Source organism: Providencia sp. Je.9.19 (assembly GCF_051129765.1).
GTDB lineage: Bacteria > Pseudomonadota > Gammaproteobacteria > Enterobacterales > Enterobacteriaceae > Providencia.
Window position 1 is genome coordinate 1,324,297 of sequence record NZ_JBCPSS010000001.1, and the last position, 11,603, is coordinate 1,335,899.

At 38.9% G+C, this 11,603-nt stretch carries 13 protein-coding genes; 3 read left to right on the top strand and 10 right to left on the bottom strand.

The genetic code is table 11. The features are described 5' to 3' along the window. Window positions 1-119 precede the first annotated feature (119 nt). The 10 genes from pepB to trmJ all read right to left on the bottom strand — a co-directional run bounded on the left by pepB (window position 120) and on the right by trmJ (window position 8,761). Window positions 120-1,415: an aminopeptidase PepB gene (pepB, locus tag AAZR93_RS06120; RefSeq protein ID WP_294110609.1), complete on the bottom strand. Its 1,296-nt coding sequence runs from the start codon at window positions 1,413-1,415 to the stop codon at window positions 120-122. A 173-nt stretch (window positions 1,416-1,588) separates the two neighbouring features. Further along, window positions 1,589-1,789: a Fe-S cluster assembly protein IscX gene (gene iscX, locus AAZR93_RS06125; RefSeq protein ID WP_336431049.1), complete on the bottom strand. Its 201-nt coding sequence runs from the start codon at window positions 1,787-1,789 to the stop codon at window positions 1,589-1,591. A gap of 354 nt (window positions 1,790-2,143) precedes the next feature. Then, window positions 2,144-2,479: an ISC system 2Fe-2S type ferredoxin gene (gene fdx / locus AAZR93_RS06130; protein WP_294110606.1), complete on the bottom strand. Its 336-nt coding sequence runs from the start codon at window positions 2,477-2,479 to the stop codon at window positions 2,144-2,146. Window positions 2,480-2,481: 2 nt separating this feature from the next. Beyond that, on the bottom strand, window positions 2,482-4,332 hold the full coding sequence (hscA, locus tag AAZR93_RS06135; RefSeq protein WP_434719255.1) for a Fe-S protein assembly chaperone HscA: 1,851 nt from the start codon (window positions 4,330-4,332) through the stop codon (window positions 2,482-2,484). 12 nt (window positions 4,333-4,344) lie between these two features. Further along, window positions 4,345-4,866: a co-chaperone HscB gene (gene hscB, locus AAZR93_RS06140; RefSeq protein ID WP_294110604.1), complete on the bottom strand. Its 522-nt coding sequence runs from the start codon at window positions 4,864-4,866 to the stop codon at window positions 4,345-4,347. Between the two features lie 162 nt (window positions 4,867-5,028). Then, window positions 5,029-5,352 carry an iron-sulfur cluster assembly protein IscA gene (gene iscA, locus AAZR93_RS06145; RefSeq protein ID WP_294110603.1) on the bottom strand — a complete coding sequence of 108 codons (324 nt, stop codon included), beginning with the start codon at window positions 5,350-5,352 and terminating at the stop codon, window positions 5,029-5,031. A gap of 211 nt (window positions 5,353-5,563) precedes the next feature. After that, window positions 5,564-5,950, bottom strand: coding sequence for a Fe-S cluster assembly scaffold IscU (iscU, locus tag AAZR93_RS06150; RefSeq protein WP_294110601.1), 387 nt, complete (start codon window positions 5,948-5,950; stop codon window positions 5,564-5,566). Between the two features lie 23 nt (window positions 5,951-5,973). After that, window positions 5,974-7,188: an IscS subfamily cysteine desulfurase gene (locus AAZR93_RS06155; protein ID WP_294110599.1), complete on the bottom strand. Its 1,215-nt coding sequence runs from the start codon at window positions 7,186-7,188 to the stop codon at window positions 5,974-5,976. A gap of 236 nt (window positions 7,189-7,424) precedes the next feature. Further along, entirely contained in the window at window positions 7,425-7,922 is a 498-nt protein-coding gene (gene iscR, locus AAZR93_RS06160) for a Fe-S cluster assembly transcriptional regulator IscR (RefSeq protein ID WP_294110596.1), read from the bottom strand. A gap of 107 nt (window positions 7,923-8,029) precedes the next feature. Continuing rightward, window positions 8,030-8,761: a tRNA (cytosine(32)/uridine(32)-2'-O)-methyltransferase TrmJ gene (trmJ, locus tag AAZR93_RS06165; RefSeq protein WP_336431048.1), complete on the bottom strand. Its 732-nt coding sequence runs from the start codon at window positions 8,759-8,761 to the stop codon at window positions 8,030-8,032. Window positions 8,762-8,887: 126 nt separating this feature from the next. On the opposite strand from trmJ, the gene suhB reads away from it, so the two are divergent. The 3 genes from suhB to AAZR93_RS06180 all read left to right on the top strand — a co-directional run bounded on the left by suhB (window position 8,888) and on the right by AAZR93_RS06180 (window position 11,598). After that, window positions 8,888-9,691, top strand: a complete 804-nt coding sequence (gene suhB / locus AAZR93_RS06170) for an inositol-1-monophosphatase (RefSeq protein WP_294110591.1) — start codon at window positions 8,888-8,890, stop codon at window positions 9,689-9,691. A gap of 577 nt (window positions 9,692-10,268) precedes the next feature. Then, window positions 10,269-10,856, top strand: coding sequence for a fimbrial protein (locus AAZR93_RS06175; protein WP_434719256.1), 588 nt, complete (start codon window positions 10,269-10,271; stop codon window positions 10,854-10,856). A 49-nt stretch (window positions 10,857-10,905) separates the two neighbouring features. Further along, on the top strand, window positions 10,906-11,598 hold the full coding sequence (locus tag AAZR93_RS06180) for a fimbrial biogenesis chaperone (RefSeq protein WP_434719257.1): 693 nt from the start codon (window positions 10,906-10,908) through the stop codon (window positions 11,596-11,598). Window positions 11,599-11,603 lie beyond the last annotated feature (5 nt).

Genomic DNA, 11,603 nt, shown 5'->3' on the forward strand with positions numbered 1-11,603 from the left:
GCAATTTAGAAATAATTTTACGTATTATACTCGCAATTTCATTCACGTAAAAAATAGGCATGAAAAGTTGCCTTCCCATGCCCTATAACTCATGCCTATAACGGCTAAATACCACTGACTTATTTAGCTTTACTCACTAATAAATTAGCGATAGTGCGCACACCAATACCGGTTGCACCTTCCGCCCATAAGCTAACAGGTGATTTACGGTACGTTGCTGAACAATCAATATGCACCCAATTTTGGCGATAATTTTCAACAAAATGCGATAAAAATGCTGCCGCAGTACTTGCGCCAGCACTATGAGAAGGAGCCGCAATATTGTTTAAATCAGCAAAACCTGACGGGAGTTGTTGGCGATGGAATTCAGCTAATGGCAAGCGCCAGAATAGTTCAAATTCTTCATCAGAAGCATTCATTAATTCAGAAACTAATTTATCATCAAAGCTTAAAACTGCGTGATAATCACCACCAACGGCTGTTTTTGCTGCACCAGTCAATGTTGCTGCATCAATAATCAGTGTTGGCTTTTCTTTGCTTGCATCAATCAAACCATCAGCCAGTACTAAACGACCTTCCGCATCCGTATTCATGATTTCAACAGATTTACCATTACGGTAACGAATAATATCGCCTAATTTGAATGCATTACCACTGACCATGTTATCAGCAATACACAGGAACATTTTTACACGTTTTTGTAAACCACGGCTGATTGCTAAGGCTAATGAACCTGCAAGTGTCGCCGCGCCACCCATATCGGCTTTCATTGAATTCATCGATGAAGACGGCTTAAGACTGTAACCGCCCGAGTCAAATGTAATTCCTTTGCCGACCAAGCAAGCAAATACGGGTGCGTTAGGATTAGCACCCGGATTGTAATCTAAAGCAAGAAAGACAGGTGCACGACTGGAACCACGACCGACAGTATGAATACCTGCGTAACCTTGCTGAGCTAAATCATCACCTTTAACAATACGATAGCTAATATCTTGTGCGCCAACGGTACATAGCAAGTCAATGGCCCTTTTCGCTAATTGCTCTGGACCTAATTCTTCTGCTGGGGCATTAATCACATCACGTACCCAGTCAATCGTACGGATACGGTTTTCTAGCTCTTTGCGTTCCGCTTCTGGTAATACTGGCCATTCAATCGTTCTCGCACCTTTGGGTGCACGAAAACCTTGCCAAAATGCCCAACTTTTTTCTAAATCCCACTCTTCGCCTACTAGCGAAACATTACGAATACCTTGACCATCTAGTTTACGGCCCGCACTTTGCACTGCACATAATTTACCTGGATGTTTTAGATGAATAGTCATCCCATTGTTGCCAGAACTGAGTAGTGCACCCTCGCCCCAACAAGGCGCTGCGGGTTCACAAGAAATCATTACTGGCATAATTTGTTTAGTCATTATTTCTCTCTCTTTATCCATTTTTGCAGGCAGCCGAAAAGCCTATAATTCTATCGGCGATGTGATTACATTAACTGATAAATAGCGCTAGGGATATCAAGATAGTGCTGATATTAAATAAAAAACCGAACTCTGTTTTAACAGTAGTTCGGCTTTTGCTCTCATTTGCGATATCACTCAAATTCATCCAACCAAACCAATAAAATGGCCTCAAGGATTTTTTCGTTAGACTTCTGTGGATCATCATCAAACTCGTCTAACTCACAAATCCATTGGTGCATATCAGTAAAGCGCACGGTTTTCGGATCGATATCGGGAAATGCATCATAGAGTGCTTCGCCAATTTCGCGGCTATTAGACCATTTTAAGCTCATGTTTTCCCCTAAATCATTCGTTAGTAACAGTTTGATAGTCGTCTTAGCATCATTGCAATGATATATGCAGCAAGATTATTTTAAGAATATATCAATAATTAATGCTCTAAATAGTTCGGGTTGTAGCTAGGCGGCAATTGAGCTAAGACTTAGGAGCATACATAAGTATGTGACTAAGATTAGCGAAAGCAGCCAACAACGCTACAGCACGAAATATAACTAGTAATTAATGCTCTAAATAGTTCGGGTTGTAGCTAGGCGGCAATTGAGCTAAGACTTAGGAGCATACATAAGTATGTGACTAAGATTAGCGAAAGAAGCCAACAACGCTACAGCGCGAAATATGACGAGCATTTAGTGCTCACGAGCATGATTAACAGTATATTTAGGCAACTCCACGACTAAATCCTCATCCGTCACAACCGCTTGGCAGCTTAATCGACTTTCAGGCTCAAGACCCCATGCTTTATCTAACATGTCATCTTCTAGCTCACTGCTTTCTTCTAATGAATCAAAGCCTTCACGAACGATACAATGGCACGTTGTACAGGCACATGATTTTTCACAGGCATGTTCAATTTCAATCCCATTGCGTAGCGCAACATTTAAGATTGACTCGCCCTGCTGTGCTTCAACAACTGCACCGTTTGGACATAAATCACTATGAGGTAAAAAAACTATTTTAGGCATAATTATATCTCATCCACAGAATGACCTGACAGCGCTTGGCGAATAGATGAATCCATTCGACGGGCCGCAAACTCCTGCGATTGCTTATCCAGTTGTTTAATGGCATTTTCAATTGCGATTGGGTCAACACCTTCAATCGCTTTAATTAACTCATCGACTGCATTATCAATTTCTGACTCTTCTGTAGGCGTCAGTAAATGTGAGTCTTGCTCTAATGCACTCGTTAAACTTTCAAGCACTCTTGCCGCTTCAACTTTTTGTTCCGCAAGGCGGCGCGCATTAAGGTCATCTTGCGCGTTACTCATTGAATCTTTAATCATGTTTGAAATTTCATTGTCAGTTAATCCATAAGATGGCTTAACTTGAATAGATGCTTCGACGCCTGTCGACTTTTCCATTGCGCTCACACTAAGCAGCCCATCGGCATCCACTTGGAAAGTGACTCGAATATGGGCGCCACCTGCGGCCATCGCAGGGATATCACGCAAAGCAAAACGTGCAAGGGAGCGACAATCTGCGACCATTTCACGCTCACCTTGTACCACATGAACGCTCATTGCCGTTTGACCATCTTTGAAAGTAGTAAATTCTTGCGCTCGAGCAACAGGGATCGTGGTATTGCGTGGAATAACTTTCTCAACTAATCCCCCCATGGTTTCAAGACCGAGGGACAGCGGAATGACATCCAACAAAAGCATATCGCTATCCGGTTTATTACCCACTAAAATATCTGCCTGAATGGCAGCACCGATAGCCACTACTTTATCGGGATCAATTGAGGTCAATGGCTGTTTACCAAAAAACTCACCGACTTTATTTCTCACTAAAGGAACCCGAGTTGAGCCACCGACCATGACGACATTCAGTATTTCATCAATTTCAACTTGTGCATCTTTTAGCGCTCTACGACAAGCCATCAGCGTGCGTTTAATATAAGTTTCAATCAGCGCATCAAATTGCTCACGACGAATTTCACCTTGCCAATTAGCCAAGTTAATAACTACTTTGTCTGCATCACTTAAAGCCACTTTAGTTTCAGTCGCAATATTTAATAACTGACGATTAAATTGATGATCGTCTTGTATCGATAAGCCTGCTTGTTCTGCAATCCACTGGGCTAATACTTGGTCGAAATCATCGCCACCGAGTGCCGTATCGCCACCGGTCGCGAGCACTTCAAATACGCCACGGCTTAAACGTAAAATGGAGACATCAAAAGTACCACCACCTAAATCATAGATAGCAATAACACCTTCTTGCCCTGAATCAAGTCCATAAGCAATTGCGGCGGCGGTAGGTTCATTTAATAAACGCAGAACATGAAGACCCGCTAAACGAGCCGCATCTTTGGTACCCTGACGTTGCGCATCATCGAAATAAGCAGGCACAGTCACTACCACGCCATCCATCTCACCACCCAGTGTTTCTTCTGCTCTTTTCGCTAATGTTCTCAAAATATCAGAAGAAACTTGAATAGGATCAACTTGACCGGCAATGGTCTGAATAAAAGGTAAACCTTTTTCACTTGATGTTAGCTGATAAGGAAGTTCAGGGTAGCGTTGCTGGATATCAGCCAAGGAGCGCCCCATCATTCTTTTCACTGAAATAATGGTATTGACGGGATCTTGTTCAGCTAATTGTTTTGCTTCCCAACCAACTTGTTTGCTATCGATTTGATAATTTACAACAGAAGGTAACAAATAGCGGCCTTGATTATCAGGTAAAACCGCTGCTTGACCACTACGAACTGTCGCTATCAATGAGTGAGTCGTACCAAGGTCAATACCCGCAGCAAGCTTACGTTGGTGCGGTGCGGCTGTCATTCCAGGTTCACTGATTTGTAATAAAGACATGATCGTTTTCTCTTAAAAATCGTCGAGTAACCGTTCTTCGAGCTGCTCAGCTTGTTGCTGTAACTTATCGAGAAAACGTAATTTGCGTACGGTATCGGCAGCCTGCTCCCAATCCATGGCGTTGAGTTGAGTCACCATTAAGGCACTACGTGTTTGCTGCATCTGTTTGACGTTTTTTATAAATATAGTCAATAACTCAAGCACTTTTGAGCTATTCTCAATATCATCAAGTTCTTCTCGCAGCGCCAATTGCTCCATCAAAAATGCCGTATCATGCATTGTATGTTGTTCATTATTGATATCGATGCCTTGAAGTAAAAGCATGTATTCTGCGCGTTTAAGTGGGTGACGAAGAGTTTGATACGCCGCATTAATAGTTGCAGCTTGTTGAAGAGATTGCATTTTCTCCTGCTCAGAGCAGGTCGCAAAACGATCGGGATGATACTGACGCTGTAAATCTTGAAAGCGACGCGTTAGCTGTTCGTTATCAAGAGTATAGTTAGGGCTTAGTCCAAAAAGAGTAAAGTAATCCATAAGTGCTCAATATCTCGAACCATTGACCAATACAGCTAATCTAATGATAAAATTAGTCTTTTTATCATGCTAATTAAAGATTCACTCATTGTGTATCACTGAGCAATAATTTATTTAGCTACCTTAGATATATTGGTCGAAAATTATGCTAATTAGAAGGGATTATACGTGAAAACTTTCACCGCATCCGCATTCGCTGCCTACGTTAGGATTATTAAATTTAAATCCTTCGTTTAAGCCTTCTTTAACAAAATCCAGCTCGGTACCGTCAAGGTAAACAATACTTTTACCATCAACAATAACTTTCACACCTTTGTCTTCAAAAACGGTATCTTCTTCATTGATTATATCAGCAAACTCAAGTACATAAGCCATACCTGAACAACCAGAAGTTCTTACACCTAAACGTAATCCTTCACCTTTACCACGGTTTTGCAAGAAAGATTGAATACGTTGCGCTGCACTTTCTGTAAGAGAAATAGACATTGCGAACCTCACATTTAAAACAAATAAGGCAGATGCCCGCTATTATGCAGCATCCGCCTTTAAATTATTATCACTCTTTATACTTCAAATTACACCGCTATAAGCGCAGACATGAAACTTGAATTGTTTTGAGTATAGTTACCAGTTACTGAGCTGCATGTTTTTATTTTTTATCGCATTTATGCTAGCAACCCATATAAGCTAATATACGTTATTTACTTTGGCGTTTGCTTTTGTAATCTGCAATAGCAGCTTTAATCGCATCTTCAGCTAAAATTGAGCAGTGAATTTTCACTGGTGGTAATTCTAACTCTTCTGCAATCGCTGTATTTTTGATTGACTCTGCTTCATCCAAACTTTTACCTTTCATCCACTCTGTCACTAGTGAACTTGATGCAATAGCTGAACCGCAACCATAGGTTTTAAAACGTGCATCTTCGATGATACCGGCATCATTTACTTTAATCTGTAATTTCATGACGTCACCACAAGCAGGTGCACCTACCATTCCACTGCCAACGCTTGGATCACTATTGTCGAATGAACCAACGTTACGTGGGTTTTCATAATGATCGATAACTTTTTCACTGTAAGCCATTTTAAACTCCTGAAATCATCTGATTAATGGTGAGACCATTCGATACTACTGATATCTACGCCTTCTTTGAACATATCCCATAAAGGAGAAAGCGCGCGTAAATGGTCAATTGCGCCATGAATCAATGTGATTGCATAGTCAATTTCTTCTTCTGTCGTAAAGCGACCTAAGGAGAAGCGAATTGAACTGTGAGCGAGTTCGTCATTCATCCCTAAAGCACGAAGTACATAAGAAGGTTCGAGGCTTGCGGAAGTACAAGCGGAGCCTGATGATACGGCTAAATCTTTTAATGACATCATCAACGATTCGCCTTCAACATAGTTGAAGCTTACATTTAGAATATGAGGGGCTCCATTTTCTAAATCACCATTGAGATAAACTTCTTCAATATCTTTAATACCGTTCCATAAACGTAAACGCAATCCACGCAAACGTATGGACTCTTCAGCCATTTCTTCTTTTGCAATACGATATGCTTCACCCATACCGACAATTTGGTGAACCGGTAAAGTACCTGAACGCATACCACGTTCATGACCGCCACCGTGTTGCTGCGCTTCAAGACGAATACGTGGTTTACGACGCACATATAATGCACCAATCCCCATAGGTCCGTACAATTTATGCGCAGAGAATGACATCAAATCAACTTTTAATGTTGCAAGGTCAATCGGTAATTTACCAACACTTTGAGTAGCATCCACATGGAAAATAATACCGCGACTACGGCATAATTCACCAATAGCGCTAATATCCTGAACAATACCAATTTCGTTATTAACATGCATAATCGAAATTAGAATGGTTTCGTCACGAATAGCAGCTTCTAAATCTTTCAGGTTAATCAAACCATTACTTTGAGGTGCCAAATAAGTCACTTCAAAACCTTCTCGTTCTAATTGACGACAAGTATCCAAAACGGCTTTATGCTCAGTTTTGCAGGTAATAATATGATTACCTTTCTTTTTATAGAAATTAGCAGCACCTTTAATCGCTAGGTTATCAGATTCAGTTGCACCTGATGTAAATACGATTTCACGGGGGTCAGCATTGACTAATTCCGCAACTTGGTTACGTGCAATATCAACGGCTTCTTCTGCTTGCCAACCAAAACGGTGGGAACGAGACGCCGGATTACCGAAAATCCCATCCATTGTTAGACATTGCATCATTTTTTCAGCAACGCGAGGATCAACTGGCGTCGTTGCTGAATAATCGAGATAAATTGGTAATTTCATTGCTCACATACTCCAAAGGTCAAGATGACTTGCCTTTAATTTTCTAAAGATACTGGGTGAAATCAGCTATTTATGCAAATTCCTACCACTTTTTGTATCGACTGCAATTTGTTATATTTTGTATATCAATTAATTTAAATCTGTTACCAATAATTCAAACTACAACTTATGTTAGATAGCCATAACTCACGAATAAAACAGCAATGTTATAGCTTAAACAATAAAAAACAGATTAATTAAGCACGTACATTAATAATAGAATCAAGCGTAATACCGTTAGGCATTGTTTTACGCTTTTCATTATCTTGTCTATCAGCAACGACCATCACTTCTTGATTTTTTACTAGCTCATCAAGACTGATGCTGCTGAGGAAACTGGTAATTCGATCGCTCAAGTCACGCCATAAAGCATGCGTTAAACAACGGTCGCCATTTTGGCAGCCTTCTTTATTACCTTGACAACGAGTTGCATCGACAGACTCATCAACGGCAGCAATAACTTGTGCAACAAAAATTTGATCGGGCTCTCTACCAAGGAGATAACCGCCACCGGGTCCACGGACACTAGAAACGAGTTCGTTTTTACGTAATCGAGAGAAAAGTTGCTCAAGATAAGAGAGGGAGATTCCCTGACGCTCAGAAATATCAGCTAAAGGTACTGGGCCAGTCTGAGAATGTAACGCGACATCTAGCATCGCAGTTACTGCGTAACGCCCTTTGGAAGTGAGTCTCATAGCATAATGCTCCGTGGTAAAATATGAAACAATTGTGTCATTCCTGACTAATTTAGTCAACTATTTACCTGACTAATTTACTCAAGTATTATTTCACGGTTTTAGCCTCACTTTTTCGCCCATTTTTCCATTGAAGTCAGAATACCCCGAAGAATATGTAGCTCTTGTGTTTCAATATGTGCACGGGTAAAGAGACGTCGCAATTTACTCATAATTAAACCTGGGTGAGCTTTACGAATAAAGCCAGATTCATTTAATACACTTTCAAGATGAACATAAAAACGTTCAACATCTTCTGATGGCGGATATTCTACCTCATCATCTTCTGATTTTACCGTATTTTTTTCATCCAATGCCAAATAAGCCATACGAATTTCGTAACTGGCTAATTGCACTGCCATCGCTAAATTTAACGAACCATATTCAGGATTCGTTGGTATATAAAGGTGATATTGACACTTTTGCAGCTCTTCATTGGTTAGCCCAACACGCTCACGGCCAAAAACAATCGCGACAGGAGACTCTTTAGCCTGATTGACCGCTTTTACTCCACACTCACGAGGCTCAACCATCGGCCAAGAAAGTGTACGAGAACGCGCACTTGTCCCTATAACTAATTTACAACCTTCTAAGGCTTCATCGAGAGAATTTACGATTGTCGCATTACCAATAACATCACTCGCCCCTGCTGAAAGCGCTATTGAGTGTGAATCTGGTTGAACAAGTGGATTGACCAAATACAGATTAGAAAGCCCCATGGTTTTCATTGCACGGGCTGTAGAGCCCATATTGCCAGTGTGTGAGGTTTCAACAAGAACGATACGAATATTATCTAACATGGTTTACACATTTTTTATGAAAAATTTATCGGCATAGTTTAACACAAAATTGCTTATTGTGACGAACATCTATATAATCCGCGCACTCAAGTTTTTCGTTCTTTAACATTCCAGTGGAAAAAGCCCATGCATCCAATGCTTAATATTGCCATACGTGCTGCACGTAAGGCCGGTAATCACATAGCAAAAAACTATGAAATGCCAAGCAACATTAAAGTGACTCAAAAAGGCGTCAATGACTTCGTGACTAACGTTGACCAAGAATCTGAGTTACTTATTATTGATATCATTCGCAAATCTTACCCAGATCACACTATCATCACAGAAGAAAGTGGTGAATTATTAGGTAAAGATGATGATACTCAATGGGTAATTGATCCACTGGATGGCACTACTAACTTCACAAAACGTCTACCTCACTTTGCAGTTTCTATCGCCGTACGCGTCAAAGGCCGTACAGAGGTTGCTGTTGTTTATGACCCTATGCGTAACGAATTATTCAGCGCAGTACGTGGCCAGGGTGCTCAACTTAACGGCTACCGCTTACGTGTTGAAGCAACTCGCGATCTTGACGGTACAATCATTGCCACTGGTTTCCCATTCAAACATAAACAACATACCGCACCATTTATGAATATCATGAATAAGATGTTCGAAAAATGTGCAGATTTCCGTCGTACAGGTTCTGCAGCACTTGATTTATGCTATGTTGCAGCTGGCCGTGTCGATGCTTACTATGAAATTGGGTTGAAGCCTTGGGATTTCTTAGGCGGAGAACTTATTTTGCGTGAAGCTGGCGGTATTATGACAGACTTCGTTGGTAACCATAATTATTTGGCTTCTGGTAATATCATTGCAGGTAACCCACGTATTGTTCGTGACATTTTGAATGTCATGAAAGACGAATTATCTGAAGCGCTAAAACGCTAATCAAATCAAAAGAGGTGCTGAAAAGATATCAGCATCTCTTTAATTCTCCCTTAATAACCTTTTTTATAACCTATTCACGAAAAATCATTTAATTGATATTGCAATTCAGTATAAACAACTCAACCAATCTAATTTTAGCTGATATTCACATGGTTAAATATCATCCAACAATTAATCAATAATTTTATTTATTAAAATTCAGTTAATAATTAAATTTAATTTAAAACTAAAAAAAATTAACCAAACTAATTTCAAAAAAAACAATAACGACACTGATAAAAACAATAATTACACTCACATAAATAAACAAATAAATAAAGTTTCATATCGTTATCAATTAAAATAAATAACAAACAGAACGAGTAAGTCAAAAATATAAAAATTATTTTTAAAAAATAAAAATAATAATTTTCATAAAGATAAAAAAGACTCAAATCTCATTAATTATTTTTTAAATTTATATTTGAAATAATTTAAAACTATATCTAACATCAAATAAGACTGACTATTCACTCAGTCTATTGACTTAAAAACATATGAACTTATATTCTACTCCCTAACATTAATGGGGTTAACTATGTCTAGATATATATTGCGTCTTTCATTACTTTCTTTAACTGTTATATCAGGCTCAGCACTTGCAATAACAAATAGTGCTGGTGGCGTCATTTCACTTTCTGGAGCAATTAGTGACACAACCTGTACCATCAATGGTGGTAATAGCGCTGACTTTACCATTGTATTAGATCCAATAACTATTACAGATGCGGGAACTACGGCCAATTCAGTAATTACGAAAAATCAAAAACAATTTTCATTAACATTTTCTGATTGCGCTCCAGCAGGACTTCCTGCAAGCAATCTGAAAGTTCATTTTTATTCTTCCAGCAATATCTCATCGTCCGGATTATATTTAGTAAATACTTCAGTGAATGAAAATGATACAACTGTAGCTAAGAACGTAGGCTTTAGTTTATCCAAAACGGCAACCCCAACTGTCGCTATTCCACTAAATACAGTATTTGATACTGGCCTTGCTGGTAATCTAGCCGCACCTAATAGTGAAACTTTAAACTTGATTGCGAGTTATTACAAAACGAATACCGCCGCTGCAAAAGTAGGTCTTTTACAGTCAAATGTTATTTATACTGTATCTTATCTCTAACTTTAAAAGTCAGACTCATATGAGTCTGACTTTTTTGTGGGTATTAATTATGAAAAACTTTTTGTTATTCCTAATAGGGATTTTATTTTCCCAATATGTGCTCGCTAATGTAGTCATTACAGGCACTCGAATAATTTATCCTGAAGATATTGATAGCGTGACTATACAGTTAGCAAATAACAGTAAGACATCTTCCTTGGTTCAATCGTGGATAGACAACGGAGACATAGATTCTACCCCTGAAACATCTGATTCTCCCTTTTATCTTTATCCGCCCATCGTAAAAATTGAAGGATCACAAGGGCAACAATTAAAGATTAAAAAGATGGAAAACCAGCTACCTGATAATGTTGAAAGTGTATTTTATCTTAATGTACTAGATATACCGAAAACTGCTGATGCAGCAAAAGGAAAAAATGCCATACAGTTAGCAACACGTTCAAGAATTAAACTATTTTATCGTCCAAAAGGATTAACTGAATTACCTAGTGAGTCTATTGAAAAAGTAATTTTTAAATTAATTAATAATACTGTCTTAGTAAAAAATAACTCTCAATATCACTTTACTTTAGCGTCAATAACAACAAATGAAAATAAAGATATTTCGCTCGTTGATTCAGCAATGATTGCGCCATTATCAAGCCAAGAAATTCCATTAAAAAATAAATTAAAAAATAATAATATTACTATTAGTTACGTTGATGATTATGGTGTTTTCAAATACAAAGATATCAAACTTTAAAAGAA

Excerpts from the sequence above, each read along its gene's own strand:
- iscX (WP_336431049.1), bottom strand. The coding sequence starts at position 1,789 with ATGAGCTTAAAATGGTCTAATAGCCGCGAAATTGGCGAAGCACTCTAT.
- pepB (WP_294110609.1), bottom strand. The coding sequence starts at position 1,415 with ATGACTAAACAAATTATGCCAGTAATGATTTCTTGTGAACCCGCAGCG.
- iscA (WP_294110603.1), bottom strand. The coding sequence starts at position 5,352 with ATGTCTATTTCTCTTACAGAAAGTGCAGCGCAACGTATTCAATCTTTC.
- hscA (WP_434719255.1), bottom strand. The coding sequence starts at position 4,332 with ATGTCTTTATTACAAATCAGTGAACCTGGAATGACAGCCGCACCGCAC.
- fdx (WP_294110606.1), bottom strand. The coding sequence starts at position 2,479 with ATGCCTAAAATAGTTTTTTTACCTCATAGTGATTTATGTCCAAACGGT.
- trmJ (WP_336431048.1), bottom strand. The coding sequence starts at position 8,761 with ATGTTAGATAATATTCGTATCGTTCTTGTTGAAACCTCACACACTGGC.
- iscR (WP_294110596.1), bottom strand. The coding sequence starts at position 7,922 with ATGAGACTCACTTCCAAAGGGCGTTACGCAGTAACTGCGATGCTAGAT.
- suhB (WP_294110591.1), top strand. The coding sequence starts at position 8,888 with ATGCATCCAATGCTTAATATTGCCATACGTGCTGCACGTAAGGCCGGT.
- iscU (WP_294110601.1), bottom strand. The coding sequence starts at position 5,950 with ATGGCTTACAGTGAAAAAGTTATCGATCATTATGAAAACCCACGTAAC.
- AAZR93_RS06175 (WP_434719256.1), top strand. The coding sequence starts at position 10,269 with ATGTCTAGATATATATTGCGTCTTTCATTACTTTCTTTAACTGTTATA.
- hscB (WP_294110604.1), bottom strand. The coding sequence starts at position 4,866 with ATGGATTACTTTACTCTTTTTGGACTAAGCCCTAACTATACTCTTGAT.
- AAZR93_RS06180 (WP_434719257.1), top strand. The coding sequence starts at position 10,906 with ATGAAAAACTTTTTGTTATTCCTAATAGGGATTTTATTTTCCCAATAT.
- AAZR93_RS06155 (WP_294110599.1), bottom strand. The coding sequence starts at position 7,188 with ATGAAATTACCAATTTATCTCGATTATTCAGCAACGACGCCAGTTGAT.